This window comes from Mesorhizobium sp. 131-3-5, assembly GCF_016756575.1.
In the GTDB taxonomy this organism is placed as follows: Bacteria; Pseudomonadota; Alphaproteobacteria; order Rhizobiales; family Rhizobiaceae; genus Mesorhizobium; species Mesorhizobium jarvisii.
Map to the genome: position 1 here is coordinate 624432 of NZ_AP023254.1, position 20243 is coordinate 644674.

Here is a 20243-nt window from a genome sequence, read left to right on the forward strand (position 1 = left end):
ACCGTTCAGTCCGACAGTTGGTCTTCGAGCGTCACGCCGGCATCGCGCATGCGTTGCAGCATCGCGTCGAGCGAGCCGTTGAGATCGATGCCGCGACAGGCGTCGAGCCGCACGGTGGTCTTGAAACCCTGGCTGACGGCGTCCAGCGCCGAAAAGCCGACGCAGAAATCGGTCGCAAGGCCAACCAGGGTGATGGTGTCGATACCGCGCTCCCTGAGGTAGCCCCCGAGGCCGGTCGGCGTCGCGTGGTCGTTTTCGAAGAAGGCCGAATAGCTGTCGATGGCGGGGCGAAAGCCCTTGCGGATGACGAGTTCGGCCTTGGTCCAGGCAAGGCCGGAATGGAAATCCGAACCGAGGCTGCCCTGGATGCAATGGTCCGGCCACAGCGTCTGCTGGCCGTAAGGCATCTCGATCACGGAGAAGGGTTGCGCGCCGGGATGGCTGGAGGCGAAGCTCGAATGCCCGGCGGGATGCCAGTCCTGCGTCAGCACGACATGGTCGGCGTGCCGGATCATGTCATTGACCAGCGGCACGATCTCGTCGCCGCCGGTCACGGCCAACGCGCCGCCCGGGCAAAAGTCGTTCTGCAGGTCGATCACAACAAGCGCTTGGTCGGCCATTGGGCCTCCTTCTTCTCTGCGTTGGGCTCAGGCTCCAGTAGAAAGATGCCGCTGACGCGACCGGAGGCAGAAACTTGACCAGATGGCCGGCCGCGTCAACCTCCGAAGGCGTAACAATCTCGTTGCATGCACCCTGGCAAGCACGGCGGCCCAAACTCTGGCTTTGACAATTTCCACCGGCTTGATATCATTTGCATACGAATGAATTTCCGGTTTGCGGACCGGCAAGATCATGCCTGGGGTAAACGCCCTGGGAGGGCCATTTCGGGGAAGGCCCACTCTCTGGGAAGGCAAAGCGTGATCCGTTACGCGAAACCCACCACTCTCGACGAGGCGCTCGCTTTGCTTGGCGAGGGCGCCTGGCGCATTCTTGCCGGCGGCACTGATTTCTATCCGGCACAGGGCGCGAAGCCGTTCCGCGACAATGTCCTCGACATCAACGGCCTCGCTGCGCTGCGCGGCATCGCCGAGACGGACGACCACTTTGTCATCGGCGCGCGCACGACCTGGACAGACCTCATCCACCACCCCTTGCCGCCAGCATTCGATGCGCTGAAACAGGCGGCGCGCGAGGTCGGCTCGCCGCAGATCCAGAACGTCGCTTCCGTCGCCGGCAATCTCTGCAACGCCTCGCCGGCCGCCGATGGCGTGCCGGGCCTGCTCGTGCTCGATGCCGAGGTCGAACTGCGTTCGGCGATAGCGACACGGCATCTGCCCTTGCCCGATTTCATCCTCGGCAATCGGCGCACGGCCTTGCAGCCTGGCGAAATGGTGACCGCCATCCGCGTGCCGAAGCCAGCCGCCGGTACATCGGCTTTCGTCAAGCTCGGCGCACGGCGCTACCTCGTCATTTCCATCGCCATGGTGGCGGCGCGCCTGGTCGTCGACAACGGCAGGGTTACTGAGGCGGCCATCGCCGTCGGCTCCTGCTCGGCTGTCGCCAGGCGCCTTGCCGGCGTCGAGACGGCGCTGCTCGGATTGCCTAGGGATGGCGGGCTCGCCGGCGCCATTCAATCCGCGCCGATGACCGAACTGTCGCCGATCGCCGATGTGCGTGGCAGCGCCGAATACCGGCTCGACGCGGTGCGCGAGATCGTCGCGCGGGCCGTGCTGACGGCCGCCGGACCGATGAACGATCATATGGTGGCGGCGGCATGAGACAAGCTCAGCCTGACATGAACCAGGTTCTGCCTGAAGTCAGTGAAGCTCGGCCCGAATTGGGCGTAGTCCAGCCCGGTCTCGGCCGCGCCGACATCGCCTTCGCGGTCAATGGCGCCGCCGTCTCGGTCAATGTGCCGCCGCTGCGCCGGCTGTCCCAGGTGCTGCGTGAAGAATTGCGGCTCACCGGCACCAAGGTCGGCTGTGATGCCGGCGATTGCGGCGCCTGCACGGTGCTGGTCGACGGCGATCCGGTCTGCGCCTGCCTGATGCCAGCGGCTTCGGCCGCCGGCGCATCGGTGACGACGGTCGAGGGGCTGGCCAACGGCCGTCTTTCGGCGCTGCAGGCCTCTTTCCTCGCCCATGGCGCGGCGCAATGCGGCATCTGCACGCCGGCGCTGCTGGTGGCAGCGACAGCGCTGCTGGACACGACTCCCAGACCAACCGAGACCGAGGTGCAGGATGCGCTGGGCGGGATTCTGTGCCGCTGCACCGGCTACCGGAAGATCATCGCGGCGGTGATGGAGGCAGGACGATTCGAACCGTCAACCGACAGCGCCGCCCCTCATCCGCCTGCCGGCACCTTCTCCCCGTATAGTGACGGGGAGAAGGGAGAAGCTCCAGCGCTGGCGACCCCCTCTCCCCGTTCTTCACGGGGAGAGGGTGAGGAGCAGCGCGAACGTCATTCGTTCGATCTCGGCCTCGACCGTAGAATGCCAATTTCGGGCAATGCCGTAGGCGCGTCGCCCGTCAGGCTCGACGGTGTGCCAAAGGTGACCGGGGCTGAGAAATTCGGCGGCGATTCCTTCCCGGCCGATGCGCTTGCCGTGCTGGTGGTCCGCTCGCCGCATTATCACGCCGGCTTCGCCTTCGGCGATCTCGACGGCTGGGCAAACAAGCATCCCGGCATGGTTGGTGTCTTCACGGCCGCCGACATTCCGGGCAAAAACTGTTTCGGCGTCATCGGTCCGTTTGCCGACCAGCCGGCGCTCGCCGATGGGTTTGCGCGGCTGCGCGGCGAGGCGGTGGCGCTGGTCGCCGGCGAGCGCGAGGCGATGTTCGATCTCGATATGTCGGATTTCCCGATCCGCTGGACCGAGTTGCCGCATATCCTGCAGCCCAGCGAAGCGCAGGCCAAGGATGCTGCGCTGATCCATGGGAACCGCCCTTCGAACCTGCTGACCTCCGGCTTCGTCGAGCGCGGCGACCCCGAGACGGCGCTTGCCAATGCGGCCGTTGCCGTGACGGGCGCAATCGAAACCTCCTATGTCGAGCACGCCTATATCGAGCCGGAAGCCGGCCATGCCTATATGGACGGCGATACGCTGGTCGTCGTCGCCTGCACCCAGGCACCCTATATGGACCGCGACGACACGGCGAAGGTGCTTGGCCTGCCCGTCGACAAGGTGCGCATCGTGCCGACCGCGACCGGCGGTGGCTTCGGCTCGAAACTCGACGTTTCGCTGCAGCCGCTGATCGGCCTTGTGGCGCTTAAGACCGGCCGGCCGGCCGCCTTGGCCTACACCCGCAACGAATCGATGATGTCGACCACCAAGCGCCATCCGGCCGAAATGAAGGCGACCATCGGCGCCGATGCCGACGGCCATGTCACCGGCATGATCTTTTCAGGCGATTTCAACACCGGAGCCTACGCCAGCTGGGGGCCGACCGTCGCCAACCGCGTGCCGGTGCATGCTTCCGGCCCCTATGCGACGCCGAACTACCGCGCCGAGGGCCGCGCCATCCATACGCATGGCCCGATCTCCGGCGCCTTCCGTGGCTTCGGTGTGCCGCAGGCGACGATCATGCAGGAGACGCTCTATGATGAGCTGGCCGGCAAGCTCGGCATCGACCGGCTCGACTTTCGCCTGAGAAACTGCCTTCGGAACGGCTCCGAAACGGTTACCGGCCAGAGGCTGGAGTCCGGCGTCGGCATTGCCGAATGTCTTGAGGCCCTGCTGCCGCATTGGGCGCGGGCGCAGGCTGATGCGGATACTTTCAACAGCAACCATGAAGAAAAAAAGCGCGGCGTCGGCGTGGCTTCGTGCTGGTATGGCTGCGGCAACACCTCGCTGCCCAATCCGTCGACCATCCGGGTCGGCATCGCGGCTGACGGCACCGTCATCCTGCATCAGGGCGCCGTAGATATCGGCCAGGGCTCCAACACCGTCATCACGCAGATCTGCGCCGACGCGCTTGGCCTGCCGCTGGAAAAATTCCGGCTGAAGAGCGCCGATACGGCAATCAGCCCCGACGCCGGCAAGACCTCGGCCTCGCGCCAGACCTTCGTGACCGGGAAGGCGGCCGAAAAAGCCGGGCGGGCCTTGCGGGAAAAGATCCTGCGCTTCGCCAATGTCTCCGCAAAGGCAACTTTGCAACTGGACGGCGCGGCGATCGTCATCCGCGAGGGCGAAGCCACACGCCGCGTCGATCTCGCCTCGCTCGACATGGATGCCGCCGGCTTCGTCTTCCGCGCCGAGGAGACCTACGACCCGCCGACGCTGCCGCTCGATGCCAAGGGCCAGGGCAAGCCCTACGCCGTCTATGGCTATGGCGCGCAGATCGCCGAACTCGAGGTCGATCTCAAGCTCGGCACGGTGAAGCTGATCAAGATCACCGCCGCGCATGATGTCGGCAAGGCGATCAACCCGCTGCTGGTCGAGGGCCAGATAGAAGGCGGCATCGCGCAAGGCATCGGCATGGCGCTGATGGAAGAATACATTCCCGGCCGCACCGAGAATCTGCACGACTATCTCATCCCGACCATCGGCGACGTGCCGCCGATCGAGACCATCCTGGTCGAGGTTCCCGATCCCGAGGGGCCGTTCGGCGCCAAGGGGCTGGGCGAACATGTGCTGATCCCGACCGCACCCGCGATCCTCAACGCCATCCGCCACGCCACCGGCGTGCTGGTCACCAAGGTTCCGGCGACGCCGACGCGCATCCGCGCTGGCATCCTTGAAAAAGATGGCATCCGCGAAAAGGAGGCACGCGCATGAGCGAGCTTGCCGAGCGTTTTGAGACCCATGACCCCGGCGAGAAGCAGGTGGCGGAGAAGATCCGCTGCGATGCCTGCCCGGTCATGTGCTACATAGCCGATGGCCGCACAGGCGCCTGCGACCGCTACGGCAATGCCGGCGGCCGGATCGTGCGCATGGATCCGCTGACCATTCTCGACCACGCGGCCGAGTCCGGCGGGACAATCGTGCCCTTCGTCGCCGAAGGCGAGGCATGGGACGGCGAACTGGTCAACACCGGGCGCCGCTTCGTCACGGCAATCGGCGCCGGCACCACCTATCCCGACTACAAGCCGGCGCCGTTCATCGTCAGCCAGCAGGTCGAAGGCGTCGATCTCGTCACCGTCGTCACCGAAGGCATTTTTTCGTATTGCGGCGTCAAGGTGAAGATCGACACCGACCGTCATATCGGACCCGAAACGGCAATCGTGCGCTCGCAAGGCGAGGCGATCGGCCATGTCACCACGGGCGAATACGGCTCGCAGATGCTGTCGCTGGGCGGCGTGCATCATCTGACCGGCGGCTCCAAGGCGGAAGGCCGGGCAACTTGCGATGCGCTGCTCAACCTGTGCAACCGCAAGCCGGTGGAACTGACCATCGATGGCGGCGCCACCATCATCGTCGAAGCCGGCAAACCACCTGTCATCGACGGCAAGCAGGAGCACCGCATGCGCGTCGGCTGCGGCTCGGCCACGATCGGCATGTTCGCCACGCAATGGCGCGGGCTGGTCGACGAGGTGGTGGTGGTCGACGACCATATCACCGGCGTCGTCTCCGAACACCAGGCCGGCAAGGTGCTGGGCTGGCAGGACACCGGCATCAAGATCATCGGACGCCGCTCGACGCCGGGTCGCTATTTCAAGGTCTCCGAGCCCGGCCTCGGCTGGGGCGGCACCTCGATTTCCGACCCGCTCTCGATCCTTGGTGAGTGGAACGCCAAGAAGGGCGCGCGGCCGGGCCTGTCGATGCTGATGGTTTCGACCACCGGCGAGCAGTACGCCTATTACGAACTCGACGACGAACTGAAGCCGGTCGAAAAGCCGTTTCCAGAACGGCTGCAGAAGTCCGTGAACCTGATCGAGGACAATTGCGAGCCGGCGCTATGCACCGTGCTGTTCATCGGCGGCGCCGGCGGCTCGCTGCGCGCCGGCGTCACCGAAAACCCGGTCAATCTCACCCGCTCGGTGCAAGGCCTGACGACTTATGTGACGGTCGGCGGCGCGCCGGTCTATGTCTGGCCGGGCGGCGGCATCACGCTGATGGTCGACGTGACGCGCGTGCCGGAAGGCGCCTTCGGCTATGTGCCGACGCCGGCGCTGGTGGCGCCGATCGAGTTCACCTTGCGCCGCGACGACTATGTCAGGCTCGGCGGCTACGAGGCCGAGATCCGCAGCGTCGAGGACATCGTCGCCAAGGGCGGCGAATACCTCAACCCGCGCCACGGCACTGGTGCGCCGTCCGACAATCCATGGCCGCCGCTGGCGCAATTGCGGCGCGCCGCGTCGAACGGAGCCGGATGATGGACGGCCCGCAAGCGCATTGGCTGCAGGACGGCAAGCGGCTGCATCTCAACCATGGGCCGATCGACCTGATCATCGAGGCCTTTGGCGAGGCGCAGGAATGCCGTCTGGCCTATGAGCAAGCCGTGTCGCGCTTCCAGACGATCCTGATCGAGCTGGTCAGGGAGCTTCCCGAATTGCGGCTCCCGGCATTTTTCCTGGCGCCGCGCGCCTTTGACGGCCCGACGGCGCGCCGCATGGAAGCGGCCGTCATGCCGCTCGCGGAATGTTTCATAACACCGATGGCCGCCGTTGCAGGATCGGTAGCCGACGAAATTCTCGCCGCATTGCTTGCCGGCCGCAAACTCGAGCGCGCCTATGTCAACAATGGCGGCGACAGCGCCCTCCACCTCGGCAAGGGCCGGTCGATCGGCCTGGCGGTCGCCGGCACCGGCAACGGCATGGCCGACCGGATCACGATCCGCGCGGAGGATGGCGTTCGCGGCGTCGCCACCAGCGGCTGGCGCGGCCGTTCCTTCTCGCTTGGCATTGCCGACGCCGTCACCGTGCTGGCGCGGACCGGCGCCGAGGCCGATGCGGCGGCGACACTCATTGCCAATGCGGTGGACCTTCCCGGCAATCCCGCCATCAAGCGCATACCCGCACGCGAACTGTCGCCCGACAGCGACCTCGGCGCGCGGCTGGTGACGCAAGGCGTCGGCATGCTTGCGCCTGGCGAGGTGGCGCGGGCGCTGGACAATGGCCTTGCCGTCGCCGAAGATTTTCGTCGGCGCGGCCTGATTGCCGGATCGGCGCTGTTTCTTGGCGGTGAGGCCCGCATCAGTGGTTCCGTGGCGCTTGCCGCGCCCAACAAAAATCCGAGGGAGGAAGTTGCCCATGCCTGAGTTTCCGATCCGCAAGATCGCGGTGCTGAGCGAAGAGATCTTTCATGATGGCGGTCCGGTCGCGGACGTGCCGCGCCGGCGTGCGGCGGCCATGGCCGTGGTCAAGAACCCATTCGCCGGGCGCTATGTCGAGGATCTGCAGAGCGCCATGGACGATCTGAAGCCGCTTGGCCTGCTGCTTTCCGACAGGCTGATCGCCGCGTTGGGCGGCGACGTCAAACAGATCGATGGCTACGGCAAGGGCGCCATTGTCGGCACGGCGGGCGAACTGGAGCATGGCGCGCTCTGGCATGTGCCGGGCGGCTACGCCATGCGCGAGCGGCTCGGCGACGCCAAGGCGATCGTGCCCTCGGCCAAGAAGGTCGGCGCGTTCGGCTCAAAGCTCGACGTGCCGCTCGGCCACATCAACGCCGCCTATGTGCGCAGCCATTTCGATGCCATGGAAGTCGGCATCAGCGACGGGCCGCGTCCCGACGAGATTCTTTTTTGTCTGGCCATGACCTGCGGGCCGCGCATCCACAACCGCATGGGCGGGTTGGCGGCAGCCGACATCAAGGCCTGGGACGGGCTGCGGTGAGCGGCGAGGACAATCTGCTCAAGCTGGTCGAGGTCGAAGAGCCCGAGGACCAGGATTACCTCCTGCAGGAGCAGGTCGGCTTCATCCTGCGCAAGGCGCACCAGCGCCATGTCTCGATCTTCGCCGCGCATATCGGCGACCTGACGCCGCCGCAATTCGCCGCACTGGCCAAGCTGCGCGATGTCGGCGAGACCTCGCAGAACCAGCTCGGCACGCTGATCGCCATGGATGCGGCGACGGTGAAGGGCGTGATCGATCGCTTAAAGGCACGCGGCCTGGTCGAGCTCTCCAAGCATGAGGTCGACAAAAGGCGGCTGCTGGTCAATCTGACCGCCGAAGGCCGCGACGCCATCGAACGCCTGATCCCGTTGGCGCGCGAGATCACCAGGGAAACGCTGGCGCCGCTCTCGGCCAAGGAGATCGCCACCTTCATGAAGCTGCTGGCCAAGCTGGCGTAGGTGCCGCCACGATCCATCGCGTCAAATGGCGATCAGAGCGGGAACGCTTCCCTGCACAGGTCCTGCAGCTTCGAAAAGACGCCCTTGCCGCCGGTGATGACCTGCGTGCCGCTCTGCAGCACCGTCTTGGGATCCGCCTTCAGGACGGTGCCGCCGGCCTCTTCGATCAGCAGCATGCCGGCCAGGCAGTCCCAGGCGTTCATGTGTTCCTCGACATAGCCAAGCAGCCGGCCCGAGGCCACATAGGCCAGCATCAGGGCGCCGGACGCATTGCGGAAGAAGACACCGCCTTCGGCGAGGAGCTTCTTGATCAGCACGGCGATGTTCTCGGCCTCGGCCCGGTTCGAGAATCCGGTCCCCACCGAGCCTTCTTCCAGGCTGGCCGCGGCACTTGCCTTCATCGGCCTGCCGTTGATGAAGGCGCCGCCACCGAGCCTGCCGTGAAACGTCTCGCCGGTCGACGGTTCGTGGATGACGCCGACGACCGTCTCCCCGTCCTTTGCGCAAGCGATCACCACGCACCAGGCCGGAATGCCGCGCACGAAATTGGCGGTGCCGTCGATGGGATCGATGACCCAGGCATAGCCGCTCGAGCCGGAAACCGAGGCGTGTTCCTCGCCGACGATGCCGTCCTGCGGATAGTCCTTGGCGATCGCCGCGCGGATGAACAGCTCGACCTCGCGGTCGGCTTGCGAGACCAGGTCCTGATGACCCTTGCTCTCGATGGTCAGGCTTTCCAGATCGCGGAAATATTCGAGTCCGCGTTCGCCGGCCCGCCGCGCCAGATCGATGGCAAACTGCGTGCGGGCGTCGAGTTCATGGGTCACGGTAAGGCTCGCTCTGCGGAAGGATGCGCCGCACTTAGAGCAATTCCAGGAAAAGTGTAAGCGGTTTTCCGTCTGGAATTGCGTCAAAACAAAGAGTTAGAGCATCGCTGCCGGCAAAAGCATCTGGCCGATAAAAGTCAGGCCGCCTGCGACAGCGATTTGTGCGCGTCAGCCAAGATCTCGAATGACCGCACCCGCGCGGCATGATCAAAGATCTGCGCGGTCACCATCAGCTCGTCGGCGCCGGTGCGGCGCACGAAGGCGTCGATGCCCTGGCGGACGGTTTCGGGAGAGCCGACGACGGCGCAGGACAGCGCCTGGCCGAGCATGGTCTTGGCCATCGGGTCGAGATCGCGGTCATAATTCTCGACCGGCGGCGGCAAGCGTCCGGGACGGCCGGTGCGCAGATTGACGAAGGCCTGCTGCAGCGACGTGAACAGCAGCCGTGCCTCGGCATCGGTGGGCGCGGCAAAGACGTTGAGGCCGAGCATCACATGCGGTCTGTCGAGCTGTTCCGACGGCTGGAAGCGCGAGCGGTAGATGTCCAGCGCATGATCGAGCTCGGCCGGCGCGAAATGCGAGGCGAAGGCGTAGGGAAGGCCAAGCATGGCGGCGAGCTGCGCACCGTAGAGGCTGGAGCCGAGAATCCAGATCGGCACGGTCTGGCCCTCGCCGGGCACGGCGCGCAAGCGCTGGCCTTCCTCCGCGGGCAGGAAATAGCCCATCAGTTCGACGACATCCTGCGGGAAACTGTCGGCGCCGGCCTCGAGGTTGCGGCGCAAGGCGCGCGCGGTGTTCATGTCGGTGCCTGGTGCCCGGCCGAGGCCGAGATCGATGCGGCCCGGAAACAGGGCGGCTAGCGTGCCGAACTGCTCGGCGATGACCAGCGGCGCATGGTTGGGCAGCATGATGCCGCCGGCGCCGACGCGGATGGTTTTGGTGCCGCCGGCAACATGGGCGATGACCACGGATGTGGCGGCGCTCGCAATGCCCGGCATGTTGTGGTGCTCGGCCAGCCAGTAGCGCTTGTAGCCCAGCCGCTCGGCATGGCGGGCGAGATCGAGCGAGTTGGCCAGCGACTGCGAGGCATCGCTGCCTTGGATGATCGGCGACAGGTCGAGAACGGACAGTTCGGTCATGCGGTGGTCTCCACGATCTTCGTCTCACGCACTTTGGCCTCGAAAGCCGTGCGGTCCGGAATGATGATGCCGAGCAGGCCTTGCAGCGTGTCGGCGAGTTCGGCGGCGGTGGCTATCTCTGTCTGCTCGGTGCGGCCGCCAAGGTGATGGATCGACAGGCGGTTTCCGCGCAGCGCGTAACGCCGGTCCGGCGCGGCGCGGGCCGCTATGACGGAGGAGAGGAAATGCGATGCCGGGCTGGTCGACAGGAAGTAATTGGTGACGGAGTAATCGACCTCGTATTGCGGCTGCAGATCGAAGCGGTAGAGCGAGCGCCAGTCGCCGCCGATGGCGGCCTGCAGGCGGAAATGATCGCCGGCCTCGACGATGCGGAACGGCTCATGCGGGGTTTTCTGTTCGCGGCCCGGTTCCAGCTGCAATGGCGCGGTCAGGGTCAGGCCGCCGAAGCCGACATCGGCGATACAGGTCCGGCCATCGAGCTCGACGCGCAAAAGCATGTGGCTGCGCGCGGTGATGGCGTCCTCGCTCTGGCCCCAGAGCACACGCGCGGCCAGGCCGACGACCTCGAAGCCGAGCGCCCGCAGCGCATGCATGAAGAGCAGGTTATGCTCGAAGCAATAACCACCACGCCCACCAAGGACGATCTTGTCGTGCAGCGCGGCGAGGTCGAGCCGGACCGGGCGGCCAAGAAACGGATCGATGTTCTCGAAGGGGATCGACTGCGGATGCGCGAAATGCAGCGCCCTCAGCGTATTCAGCGACGCGTCACGCGGACCGGCGTAACCGATGCGCGCGAGATAGGCGTCGAGGTCGAAGGCGGGAGCATCGCTCATAAGGAAGGCACCGGGCGTTGATCGGCCGGATATAGGCATTCGATCCAGCCGCCGCAAACGGCGTCCGCCTTCTATGCCGTGGCCTTGCCGTTCTCCTCGACGGGTTCGTCCTCGACCACGGCGGTTTGCTGCGCGGCGAGGAAATTGCCGACATGGCCAAGTCCCTCGAAATGGTCGCAGAACACCTTGATGACGACCAGCAGCGGCACCGCCATCAGCGCGCCGACGAAACCCCAGAGCCACGACCAGAAGGCAATGGCGATGAAGATCGCCACCGCGTTGATCTCGAGACGCCTGCCGACCACCATCGGTGTCACGAACTGGCCTTCGACGACATCGCACAAAAGCACGAAGGCCGGCGCCAGAAGCGCGTAGGAGATGGTGTCGAAGCTGATCAGCGCCATCACCGCGACCAGCACGATGGTCAGCAGCGCGCCGACATAGGGCAGGAAGTTGAACAATGCAGCGGCGACACCCCAGACCAGAGGGTTCGGCATGCCGAGCGCCCACAGGCCTAGGCCGATGACCAAACCGAGGCCGACATTGATGATGGTGACGGTGAGCAGATAGTGCGAGATTTCGCGCTCGACGTCATAGACGACGCGCAGCGCCCGCTTCTTCTCGCTTAGGCTGGCGAAGGACTGGATGATCTTCTCGTAGAACATCGTGCCCGAGGCGAGCAGGAACAGCGACAGCACGAAGATGATGGTCAGGCTTGTTCCCGCCGCCAGGATGTTGCCGGCGGCCGACGACAGGATGCCGGACTGGGCGACCGCCACCTTCTGGACGCCAGGCTCCTGCGAGGTCTCGGTCATCTGCTCGACCTGATGCGAGACCTGCATGATCTTTTCAAGCGGACGCCGCAACTGCGCCAGCCGCTCGGTGAGCTGCTGGCCGATCGACGAGGTGTTGTTGAGGAGATCGATGACAGGACCTGAGAGCAAATAGCCGGCGATGGCGAAGACGCAGATCGACAAAAGCACCAGGAGCGTCGCCGAAACCGCTTCGGGAATACCGCGCTTGCGCAGCAGCCGCACGATCGGCGTCAATGTCAGCGCCAGAAGGAAAGCCAGCATGACCGGCATGAAGAAGGCGCGGCCGAAGTAGAGCGCATAGACGCTCATGAAGATGAATATGCCGACCAGCAGCGAACGCATCAAATGCGTGTCCGCGCGGGCCTCGACGCGCGGATCCGGGCTTTCGGCAACGCCTGCGCCCGTAGCGGCGGGTTCGGCTTTCATCATGGACCCTCAGCGGTGCACCGCAACTGGTGCAGTCCGTTGATGGAAACGCCCGCGTCGCTTCAAGGTTCCTTTAGCCGGCAAGGCCCGCGGGTACGGAGCTTTGCCGTTGGCTCATGCGACGGGCGCTGCCACCGCCGGCGCGGACTTCGCCGTTTCCTTGCGCACGATCGGCGCCACTTTGGTGCCGTAGAGTTCGATCGCCTTCATGATCTTGGCATGCGGCATGGTGCCGATCGCCATCTGCAGCAGGAAGCGGTCATTGTTGAAGATCCTGTGCTGGGCGACGATCTTTTCCGCCACCTGCTCGGGGCTGCCGACGAACAGGGCGCCGTTGGGACCACGCGACTGGTCGAAATGCGCCCGCGATGTCGGCCCCCAGCCGCGCTCGCGGCCGATGCGGTTCATCACCTCGGCCTGCGGGCCGTAGAAATCGTCGGCCGCCTGTTCGGTGGTGTCGGCGATGAAGCCGTGCACGTTGATGCTGGTCGCGAGACCCGCCGGGTCGCTGCCGGCGCGCCTGGCGGCCTCGCGGTAGAGATCGAACAGCGGCGCGAAGCGAGCCGGCTCGCCGCCGATGATGGCGAGCGCCAGCGGCAGGCCGAGCGCACCCGCGCGGGCCGCGGACTGTGGCGTCCCACCAATCGCGATCCAGACCGGCAACCTGTCCTGGAAGGGCCGGGGATAGACACCGCGATCGTTGATCGGCGCGCGCAGATTGCCGGACCAGGTGACCTTGACGCTATCGCGGATAGCGAGCAGCAGGTCGAGCTTTTCGGCGAAGAGCTCGTCATAATCTTCCAGATTGTAGCCGAACAGCGGGAAGGATTCGATGAACGAACCGCGCCCGGCCATGATCTCGGCACGGCCGCCCGAGAGAAGATCGAGCGTGGCGAACTGCTGGAAGACGCGCACCGGATCGTCGGAGGACAATACCGTGACCGCGCTGGTCAGCTTGATGCGCTTCGAGCGCTCGGCGGCAGCGGCGAGCGCCACGACTGGCGCGGAGGCGGCGTAGTCGGGTCGGTGATGTTCGCCGAGACCGAAGACGTCGAGACCGACCTGGTCGGCGAGTTCGACCTCCTCGATCAGGTTGCGCAGGCGCTCATGCGGCCCGATGGCGCCCGGGCCTGGCTGCGGGCTGACGTCGGCGAAGGTGTAGAGACCGAGTTCCATGTGATGTCATCCTGGTGTTGGGTTTTGCCGCTAGAAGTAGCCACCGGCTCGCCTCGCCGCCAGAGGGGCTATCGGTGAACAGTGCATGTCGGTTTGGGCGGCAAAAGGCGTCTCCCGGCTGCAACATCGCGGAATTTCATGGCTGGCATACCGATTTGGCGCTTGAACTCTCGGCATTCGCGCGTATGTAAGCCTCGCGAATTGACTTCAGGGAAGTGGACTTGGCTATCTACAGGGAAAAAGACATTTTCGAGCGGCGCAATGCCGCGAACGAGGCAAAGAAGGCGCTTCTGGAGCGCTTCAAGTCAAAGCCGGCGGCAGATGATCCTGCGGTGCTGGCGCGACAGGCCGAACGCAAGGCAATCCTCCAGGCTCGTGAGATCCGCGAAGCCGAGAAGGCTAGGCTGAAGCAGGAAAAGCTGGCACGCGAAGCCGCAGAGAAGGCCGAGCGCGAGGCAGCAGCCGAAGCGGCACGCATCGCCGCCGAAGAGGCAGCCCAAGCCGAGGCCAAAATTCGGGAAGCCGAAGAGACCGAGCGCATTGCCCGCCTGCTCGCCGACGAGGCCGAGCGGAAGGCCAAGCGTGACGCACGCTATGCGGCGCGCAAGGCACGGACCGGCCGAGCTCCTCCGGGCTTCTCGGCCCGCTAGCAGCTTCGGCGCAGCCAAGTTCGAACATTGAATCAGGGTCGCCTCGCAGCGGCCCTGAAGGTGTTTGTGCGGAAGGTGCGCTTTTTTGGGCGACTTCCGCTCAGGCCGCGAATTTCAGCCCCATAATGCCGCAGACGATCAGCGCGATGCAGGCAAGCCGGATCGCGGTGGCGGGCTCGCCGAGCAGCCAGATGCCGAGCAGGGCCGTGCCGACCGTGCCAATGCCGGTCCACACCGCATAGGCGGTGCCGACGGGAAGCGCCTTCAGCGCCAGGCCCAGCAAGGTAAGACTGACGATCATCGAGGCGACCGTGAGCACGGTCGGAACAAGCCTGGTAAATCCGTCAGTGTATTTGAGGCCGATCGCCCAGCCGATTTCGAAGAGGCCGGCGAAAAACAGAAAAGTCCAAGACATCGGAACGCTCCATCCAGCATCGGGCCGGAGACAGGATCCGATCCTCAGATGCCGATCATTATGGCGGGTCGTCCCGACCGAATTGTTGGGGAGGCGCGGGGTCGTCCCCGCACTATCGATATAGGTTATCCAAATACCCGATCAACCCGGCGGCATTGTCTGACGCCGCCGGTGGGATTTGCCGCGCCTGACCTGCCGAGGCCTACTTTTCCTTGATGCGCATCGCCTTGACCGGCGGCGCCTTCAGGACGGGAGCGGGCGCCGGCTTCTTGGCATCCTTCTTCGGCTTGCGGGCTTCCTTGCCTGCCTTCATCGCGCCTTTAGCCATGATTCGTTCCTCCTGTTGCGGGGAGCGAAGTGAAACAAGAGAAACGCTTTGCTGCAAGAGGGCAGCGCTGGCGGGAAGCCTCAGGCTGACTGCTTTCAACCAATTTCTAATTTGCTCGCAAACCATGGCCGTCCGTGCCATTCTCTTCTTCGCACTGCAACATCGACCCGCGCTTTCGCCGGGTGATCGTCGGGCAGGCCGGTCAGGACGACAATGCGGATCCACATCGGCTGCGAGATGAGCTTCGACTTCCCGCAGGAAACGCCGCTCATCGCGATGCTCAATGTCCACTATTCGCGCGCCTCCGACCTCGAGCGCCCGGATTTCCTGACCTCCAGCCCGCCGGTGCCGATCGAGAGCTACCGAGATAGTTTCGGCAATTGGTGCAACCGCTTCGTCGCGCCGCCCGGACGGTTCACCTTCGGCACGGATGCGGTGATCCGCGCGCCCGGCACATTCGAGATGGCCGAGCTGATGGCCTGGCAGCACGAGGTGCGCGACCTGCCGGCCGAAACCCTGCTTTTCCTGCTGCCCAGCCGGTTTTGCGAGAGCGACCTCTTGGCCAGCGAAGCGTGGCGGCTGTTCGGCCACACACCGCTCGGCATCCCGCGCGTGCAGGCGGTGTGCGATTTCGTTCACAACCACATCGCCTTCAACTACGGCAATGCGCGGCCGACGCGCACCGCGGCGGAAGCCTATCGGGAACAGAGCGGCGTGTGCCGCGACTTCGCGCATCTTGCCGTCACCTTCTGCCGGGCGCTCAACATCCCGACGCGCTACTGCACCGGCTACATCAGCGATATCGGCATGCCGAAGCCCTGGTCGAGCATGGATTTCGCCGCCTGGATGGAAGTCTATCTCGGCGGCCGCTGGCATGTCTTCGACCCGCGCAACAATGCGCCGCGCATCGGCCGCATCCTGATCGCTTCCGGCCGCGACGCGGCGGATGTGCCGCTGACCCATATTTTCGGACCGGGGACACTGGCCGGCTTCAAGGTGTGGACCGACGAGATCGTCGAATAGTCGCCGTCTCCGCGGCCGATCCAAACAAATCGCGTCTTGAACGACCCGGCCGTTGGCGCGTTATGGTGGAGCTGCGGCCATCCGGCCGCTAGACTGGGCACGTTGAACGGGGACCAGACCGCATGGCCGGGCACGGCGGCTCCAAGATGGTCATCTATGCGGCGCTCGCCGGCAATCTGGCAATCGCGCTGACCAAATTCGCCGCCGCCTTCTTCACAGGCAGCTCGGCGATGCTGTCGGAAGGCGTGCATTCGCTGGTCGATACCGGCAATGGCGGCCTTCTGCTCTACGGCATGCACCGTGCCGCGCGCCCGGCAGACAGCACGCATCCGCTTGGCTATGCCCGCGAACTCTATTTCTGGAGCTTCATCGTTGCCCTCCTGGTCTTCGCGCTGGGCGCCGGCGTGTCGTTCTACGAGGGCATTGTCCACATCATGACGCCGGAGCCTGTCGCCAACGTCAAGGTGAACTATGTCGTTCTCGGCTTGTCCTTCCTGTTCGAGGGCAGCTCCTGGCTGGTGGCGCTGAAGGAATTCCGCCGAGAGAAAGGCAAGCAAGGCTGGCTGCAGGCCGTGCAATCGAGCAAGGACCCGAGCGTCTATACCGTGCTGTTCGAGGACAGCGCGGCGCTTCTCGGCCTGATCGTCGCCTTTGCCGGCATATTGGCGGCGGAGCTGCTGGAGATGCCGGAGCTCGACGGCGCCGCCTCGATCGGCATCGCGCTCATTCTCGGCGCCACGGCGATTTTCCTCGCCCGCGAAAGCAAGGGGCTGCTCATCGGTGAGCCGGCTTCGCCCGAGGTGCAGAAAAAGGTGCTGGCGATCGCGCAGCAGGATCCGGCGGTGCAGCGCGCGAACGGTGTCCTGACCGTCCATATGGGACCGCAAGAGATCGTTGCAGGGCTCAGCATCGAATTCGAGGACCATCTGTCGGCGCCGGAGATCGAAGCCTGTGTCGAGCGCATCGAGGCACGGCTGAAGAAGGAGATGCCGGAGATCACGCGGCTGTTCGTCAAGCCGCAGACCACGGGCACCTGGGAGCAGCGGCGCAAGCTGATCGAAGCCGCTTCCAATTAGTCCTGGACCAGCGTTGCACCGTTGCCCCGTCGCGTTGCCTTGCTAAGATCAGGCGATGGATTTCGGAGGATAGACCATGAAGATCGACGGCGGGTGCCATTGCGGCGCCATCACCTACGAGGCGGAGGTCGACCCGGCAAAGACCTCGATCTGCCATTGCACGGATTGCCAGCAATTGACCGGCACGGCCTTTCGCGTCACCGTTCCCGCGCCCGAGGATCACTACCAGATCACCAGAGGCACGCCAAAAATCTATATCAAGACCGGATCGAGCGGCGCCAAGCGCGCCCAAGCCTTTTGCGGCGACTGCGGGGCGCATCTTTACGCGACGTCGGTTGGCGACGGCCCGAAGATCTATGGAATCAGGACGGGCACCGCGCGGCAACGCGAGGATCTGGTGCCGACACAACAGAAATGGCACCGGTCGGCCCTGCACTGGCTTCCCGAATTCGAAGGCATGAGCATCGTGGAGGAGCAGTAGCACCTGCCTCCCGGCCGAAAGCCGCCCAAGACAGGCAATTCTGTGCTAGCTTCGCTCACCTCAGACGGGCGGATAATAGCGATGTTGGAAACGGACAAGCTGTTTGCCGGCTCGATCCCGGAAAACTACGACCGCTATATGGTGCCGTTGATTTTCGAGCCGTTCGCCGCGGACCTTGCACGGCGGGCAGCGTCCTTCTCGCCCAAAGCCGTGCTGGAAGTCGCCGCGGGCACCGGGGTCGTCACCCGTGCCTTGGCGCCGAAACTGTCCCCTGACGCAAGCTATGTCGTGACCGACCTGAACCAGCCGATGCTCGACTACGCCGCTTCGCTACAGGCTCCCGACAGTCGCATCAAATGGCGCCAGGCCGATGCCATGGCGCTGCCGTTTGAAGACGCGGCCTTCGATCTGGTTTGTTGTCAGTTCGGCGCGATGTTCTTTCCCACCCGTCCATCCGCCTACCGCGAGGCCAGGCGGGTGCTGAAGCCCGGCGGACATTTCCTGTTCAACGTATGGGACCGCATCGAGGAGAATGTCTTTGCCGATGATGTGACCAATGCGCTGGCCAGGCTTTTTCCGAACGATCCGCCGCGCTTTCTGGCCCGCACGCCGCATGGCTACCACGATACGGCGCTGATCCGCGGAGACCTTGAGGAGGCCGGCTTCTCCGATGTGGCGATCGAGACGAGAGCCGAACAGAGCCGTGCGCCCTCACCGCGCATTCCGGCCGTTGCCTATTGCCAGGGAACGGTGCTTCGCACCGAAATCGAGGCCAGGGATCCCGGGAAACTGGACGCTGCAACGGATTATGCCGCATCCGCGATTGCGGCCAGGCATGGCAGCGGTGCGGTTGCCGCCAAAATTCAGGCACACGTCATCGTGGCGGTGGCCTAAGCCGGGATTGCCGGCTAGTCGTCGCCTTCGACGACCCGCAGCCTGAGCTGCCCGGTCTTTGAATCGGCAACGCGCGGGCCGGGCTCGATTTTCGCCGCAGGCGCCCGTGACGGCGTCTCCGGGCCGGCATCGCCATCGGCCTGCGCGCCGAACTCCAGCGCCTCGATCTTCTGGCCGCGCTTGGTCACCTTCGACGTCGAGACGAGGATGTCGTCGATGTCCTTGGCCGACTGGCCGAAATGCACCTGCAGCTTGCGCACACGTTCGTCGACGCGCGCGACATCCTCCATCAGCCGGATGACCTCGCCCTGGATCAGATGCGCCTGTTCGCGCATGCGGGCGTCCTTGAGGATCGCCTGGATGACCTGGATCGACAGCATCAGCAGCGACGGCGAGACGATGACGACGCGGGCGCGGTGCGCCTTGTGGACGATCGCCTCGAAATTCTCATGGATCTCGGCGAAGACCGATTCCGACGGCACGAACATGAAAGCTGTATCCTGCGTCTCGCCCTGGATCAGGTATTTTTCCGAGATGTCGCGGACATGGATTTCGATGTCGCGGCGGAAGGCCTGGGACGCGACCTTCTGCAGGTCCGCACCGTCGGCGGCGCGGATGGCGTTCCAGGCTTCCAGCGGAAATTTGGCGTCGATGGCAAGTGACGGCGCGCCGTTCGGCATCTTCACCAGGCAATCGGGCCGGCTGCCATTCGACAGCGTCGCTTGGAATTCATAGGCGCCATGCGGCAGGCCGTCGGCGACGATCGCCTCCATGCGCGACTGACCGAAGGCACCGCGCGTCTGTTTGTTGGAGAGGATGGCCTGCAGCTGCACGACCTGGCCGGCGAGCGACTGGATGTTGCCTTGCGCGGTGTCGATGATCGCCAGCCGCTCCTGCAGTTTCGCCAGGCTCTCATGGGTGGATTTGGTCTGCTCGGTCATGGTCTGGCCGATGCGGCCGGTCATGGCGTCGAGGCGCTGGCCGATTGACTGCGTCAGCTCCGCCTGGCGCGCGCCGAACACTTCGGCAATGGCGCCCATGCGGCCCTGCATCTCGGCCTGGCTTTGCAAGATGCCGGCCATCCGCGCCTCGGCGTCGCGGGCATGGTCGGCGGCTTCCGCCGCAGCGACGGCGCGCGCCTTGGCCGACCGCCACAGCGCGATGACCAGCGCCACGAACAGGCCGAGAAACAACAAGGCGCCGAAGGCCAAGGCGTGGCCCAGCGTGATTGTCGACGCGCCAAGCCGTGCGACAGGCTCGGAAAGGATGGTGCTCAGATCATTCATGTGGACAGCATAGCCGATTCGTGGGGCCGGCACAGATCAAAACGTGAACGAGGCTCAGGTCCACCGGTTGACGCTTTTCGCTGGACGTCTTACGTGGGACGCCATGCCGATCAAGCAGCTCATCATCCTTCCCGATCCCATCCTGCGCCAGGTTTCCAAGCCGGTGGAGCGCATCGACGCGCCTTTGCGCAAATTGGCCGACGACATGCTGGCGACCATGTATGACGCGCCCGGTATCGGCCTGGCGGCAATCCAAATCGGCGAGCCGCTGCGCATGCTGGTGATCGACCTCGCCAAGGAAGACGAAACGCCGGCGCCGCACGTCTTCATCAACCCGGAGATCCTGGAAACCGCTGAGGCGCGCTCGGTCTACGAGGAAGGCTGCCTGTCGATCCCGGACTATTATGCCGAGGTCGAACGCCCGGCTTCGGTGCGGGTGAAATATCTCGACCGCGACGGCAAGCTGCAGGAGATGGAGGCCGAGGGGCTGATGGCGACCTGCCTGCAGCACGAGATCGACCATCTCAACGGCGTGCTGTTCATCGACCACATCTCGAAGCTGAAGCGCGACATGGTGGTGAAGAAATTCAAGAAGCTCGCCAAGGACAAGGCGCCGGGCAAGCTGGTGGGATAGGGGAAA

21 protein-coding genes are annotated in these 20243 nt (G+C 64.9%); 12 read left to right on the top strand and 9 right to left on the bottom strand.

Annotated features, from left to right (window positions below):
- Positions 1–5: 5 nt before the first annotated feature.
- Complete coding sequence (pncA, locus tag JG747_RS02915) at positions 6–620, bottom strand: bifunctional nicotinamidase/pyrazinamidase (RefSeq protein ID WP_064985256.1); 615 nt, start codon at positions 618–620, stop codon at positions 6–8.
- Positions 621–917: 297 nt separating this feature from the next.
- Here pncA and JG747_RS02920 point away from each other — a divergent pair, with 297 nt between their 5' ends.
- Genes JG747_RS02920 through JG747_RS02945 form a run of 6 tightly spaced genes read left to right on the top strand, consistent with a single transcriptional unit; the run spans position 918 to position 8234 of the window.
- Complete coding sequence (locus JG747_RS02920) at positions 918–1778, top strand: FAD binding domain-containing protein (RefSeq protein WP_064985257.1); 861 nt, start codon at positions 918–920, stop codon at positions 1776–1778.
- Between the two features lie 17 nt (positions 1779–1795).
- Positions 1796–4777: a molybdopterin-dependent oxidoreductase gene (locus JG747_RS02925; RefSeq protein WP_244748418.1), complete on the top strand. Its 2982-nt coding sequence runs from the start codon at positions 1796–1798 to the stop codon at positions 4775–4777.
- Positions 4774–6315, top strand: coding sequence for a 6-hydroxynicotinate reductase (locus JG747_RS02930; RefSeq protein WP_202361106.1), 1542 nt, complete (start codon positions 4774–4776; stop codon positions 6313–6315). Before JG747_RS02925 ends, JG747_RS02930 begins: the two co-directional genes overlap by 4 nt.
- Positions 6315–7199: a UPF0280 family protein gene (locus tag JG747_RS02935; protein ID WP_202361107.1), complete on the top strand. Its 885-nt coding sequence runs from the start codon at positions 6315–6317 to the stop codon at positions 7197–7199. The genes JG747_RS02930 and JG747_RS02935 overlap by 1 nt, the downstream gene beginning before the upstream one ends.
- Complete coding sequence (locus JG747_RS02940) at positions 7192–7776, top strand: amino acid synthesis family protein (RefSeq protein ID WP_202361108.1); 585 nt, start codon at positions 7192–7194, stop codon at positions 7774–7776. Before JG747_RS02935 ends, JG747_RS02940 begins: the two co-directional genes overlap by 8 nt.
- Positions 7773–8234 carry a MarR family winged helix-turn-helix transcriptional regulator gene (locus JG747_RS02945; RefSeq protein ID WP_019862484.1) on the top strand — a complete coding sequence of 154 codons (462 nt, stop codon included), beginning with the start codon at positions 7773–7775 and terminating at the stop codon, positions 8232–8234. The genes JG747_RS02940 and JG747_RS02945 overlap by 4 nt, the downstream gene beginning before the upstream one ends.
- A 32-nt stretch (positions 8235–8266) precedes the next feature.
- On the opposite strand, the gene JG747_RS02950 is transcribed toward JG747_RS02945, so the two are convergent.
- The 5 genes from JG747_RS02950 to JG747_RS02970 all read right to left on the bottom strand — a co-directional run bounded on the left by JG747_RS02950 (position 8267) and on the right by JG747_RS02970 (position 13450).
- Positions 8267–9061 carry an inositol monophosphatase family protein gene (locus JG747_RS02950; RefSeq protein WP_202361109.1) on the bottom strand — a complete coding sequence of 265 codons (795 nt, stop codon included), beginning with the start codon at positions 9059–9061 and terminating at the stop codon, positions 8267–8269.
- A gap of 137 nt (positions 9062–9198) precedes the next feature.
- Positions 9199–10200 (bottom strand): LLM class flavin-dependent oxidoreductase, encoded by a 1002-nt coding sequence (locus tag JG747_RS02955; RefSeq protein WP_019862482.1) that lies wholly within the window; start codon positions 10198–10200, stop codon positions 9199–9201.
- A complete protein-coding gene (locus JG747_RS02960; protein WP_202361110.1) occupies positions 10197–11033 on the bottom strand; it encodes an arylamine N-acetyltransferase family protein in 837 nt (278 codons plus the stop codon). Before JG747_RS02960 ends, JG747_RS02955 begins: the two co-directional genes overlap by 4 nt.
- Positions 11034–11104: 71 nt before the next feature.
- On the bottom strand, positions 11105–12274 hold the full coding sequence (locus JG747_RS02965; RefSeq protein WP_032921437.1) for an AI-2E family transporter: 1170 nt from the start codon (positions 12272–12274) through the stop codon (positions 11105–11107).
- Between the two features lie 114 nt (positions 12275–12388).
- A complete protein-coding gene (locus JG747_RS02970; protein WP_202361111.1) occupies positions 12389–13450 on the bottom strand; it encodes an LLM class flavin-dependent oxidoreductase in 1062 nt (353 codons plus the stop codon).
- Between the two features lie 221 nt (positions 13451–13671).
- Here JG747_RS02970 and JG747_RS02975 point away from each other — a divergent pair, with 221 nt between their 5' ends.
- Complete coding sequence (locus JG747_RS02975) at positions 13672–14100, top strand: DUF6481 family protein (RefSeq protein WP_027047610.1); 429 nt, start codon at positions 13672–13674, stop codon at positions 14098–14100.
- A 100-nt stretch (positions 14101–14200) separates the two neighbouring features.
- Here the strand turns inward: JG747_RS02975 and sugE are convergent, their stop codons facing one another.
- Entirely contained in the window at positions 14201–14515 is a 315-nt protein-coding gene (gene sugE / locus JG747_RS02980; RefSeq protein WP_010912766.1) for a quaternary ammonium compound efflux SMR transporter SugE, read from the bottom strand.
- A gap of 202 nt (positions 14516–14717) precedes the next feature.
- Positions 14718–14843: a hypothetical protein gene (locus JG747_RS37500; RefSeq protein ID WP_080643851.1), complete on the bottom strand. Its 126-nt coding sequence runs from the start codon at positions 14841–14843 to the stop codon at positions 14718–14720.
- 213 nt (positions 14844–15056) lie between these two features.
- On the opposite strand from JG747_RS37500, the gene JG747_RS02985 reads away from it, so the two are divergent.
- From JG747_RS02985 to JG747_RS03000, 4 genes are all read left to right on the top strand, one after another.
- Positions 15057–15866: a transglutaminase-like domain-containing protein gene (locus JG747_RS02985; RefSeq protein WP_069090694.1), complete on the top strand. Its 810-nt coding sequence runs from the start codon at positions 15057–15059 to the stop codon at positions 15864–15866.
- Between the two features lie 122 nt (positions 15867–15988).
- Positions 15989–16942: a cation diffusion facilitator family transporter gene (locus tag JG747_RS02990; protein WP_202361112.1), complete on the top strand. Its 954-nt coding sequence runs from the start codon at positions 15989–15991 to the stop codon at positions 16940–16942.
- A 76-nt stretch (positions 16943–17018) separates the two neighbouring features.
- Positions 17019–17423 (top strand): GFA family protein, encoded by a 405-nt coding sequence (locus JG747_RS02995; protein WP_202361113.1) that lies wholly within the window; start codon positions 17019–17021, stop codon positions 17421–17423.
- Between the two features lie 81 nt (positions 17424–17504).
- Entirely contained in the window at positions 17505–18317 is an 813-nt protein-coding gene (locus JG747_RS03000; RefSeq protein ID WP_202361114.1) for a class I SAM-dependent methyltransferase, read from the top strand.
- Positions 18318–18331: 14 nt separating this feature from the next.
- Here the strand turns inward: JG747_RS03000 and JG747_RS03005 are convergent, their stop codons facing one another.
- Positions 18332–19603, bottom strand: a complete 1272-nt coding sequence (locus JG747_RS03005; protein WP_202361115.1) for a DNA recombination protein RmuC — start codon at positions 19601–19603, stop codon at positions 18332–18334.
- 103 nt (positions 19604–19706) lie between these two features.
- Between JG747_RS03005 and def the strand changes: the two genes are divergently transcribed.
- Complete coding sequence (gene def, locus JG747_RS03010) at positions 19707–20237, top strand: peptide deformylase (RefSeq protein WP_202361116.1); 531 nt, start codon at positions 19707–19709, stop codon at positions 20235–20237.
- The last annotated feature ends 6 nt before the right edge of the window (positions 20238–20243 follow it).

Bases quoted from the DNA above. Each gene is read 5' to 3' on its own strand.
- pncA (WP_064985256.1), bottom strand. From the start codon at position 620: ATGGCCGACCAAGCGCTTGTTGTGATCGACCTGCAGAACGACTTTTGC.
- JG747_RS02925 (WP_244748418.1), top strand. From the start codon at position 1,796: ATGAACCAGGTTCTGCCTGAAGTCAGTGAAGCTCGGCCCGAATTGGGC.
- JG747_RS02930 (WP_202361106.1), top strand. From the start codon at position 4,774: ATGAGCGAGCTTGCCGAGCGTTTTGAGACCCATGACCCCGGCGAGAAG.
- JG747_RS02935 (WP_202361107.1), top strand. From the start codon at position 6,315: ATGGACGGCCCGCAAGCGCATTGGCTGCAGGACGGCAAGCGGCTGCAT.
- JG747_RS02940 (WP_202361108.1), top strand. From the start codon at position 7,192: ATGCCTGAGTTTCCGATCCGCAAGATCGCGGTGCTGAGCGAAGAGATC.
- JG747_RS02955 (WP_019862482.1), bottom strand. From the start codon at position 10,200: ATGACCGAACTGTCCGTTCTCGACCTGTCGCCGATCATCCAAGGCAGC.
- JG747_RS02960 (WP_202361110.1), bottom strand. From the start codon at position 11,033: ATGAGCGATGCTCCCGCCTTCGACCTCGACGCCTATCTCGCGCGCATC.
- JG747_RS02965 (WP_032921437.1), bottom strand. From the start codon at position 12,274: ATGAAAGCCGAACCCGCCGCTACGGGCGCAGGCGTTGCCGAAAGCCCG.
- JG747_RS02970 (WP_202361111.1), bottom strand. From the start codon at position 13,450: ATGGAACTCGGTCTCTACACCTTCGCCGACGTCAGCCCGCAGCCAGGC.
- sugE (WP_010912766.1), bottom strand. From the start codon at position 14,515: ATGTCTTGGACTTTTCTGTTTTTCGCCGGCCTCTTCGAAATCGGCTGG.
- JG747_RS37500 (WP_080643851.1), bottom strand. From the start codon at position 14,843: ATGGCTAAAGGCGCGATGAAGGCAGGCAAGGAAGCCCGCAAGCCGAAG.
- JG747_RS02985 (WP_069090694.1), top strand. From the start codon at position 15,057: ATGCGGATCCACATCGGCTGCGAGATGAGCTTCGACTTCCCGCAGGAA.
- JG747_RS02990 (WP_202361112.1), top strand. From the start codon at position 15,989: ATGGCCGGGCACGGCGGCTCCAAGATGGTCATCTATGCGGCGCTCGCC.
- JG747_RS02995 (WP_202361113.1), top strand. From the start codon at position 17,019: ATGAAGATCGACGGCGGGTGCCATTGCGGCGCCATCACCTACGAGGCG.
- JG747_RS03000 (WP_202361114.1), top strand. From the start codon at position 17,505: ATGTTGGAAACGGACAAGCTGTTTGCCGGCTCGATCCCGGAAAACTAC.
- JG747_RS03005 (WP_202361115.1), bottom strand. From the start codon at position 19,603: ATGAATGATCTGAGCACCATCCTTTCCGAGCCTGTCGCACGGCTTGGC.
- def (WP_202361116.1), top strand. From the start codon at position 19,707: ATGCCGATCAAGCAGCTCATCATCCTTCCCGATCCCATCCTGCGCCAG.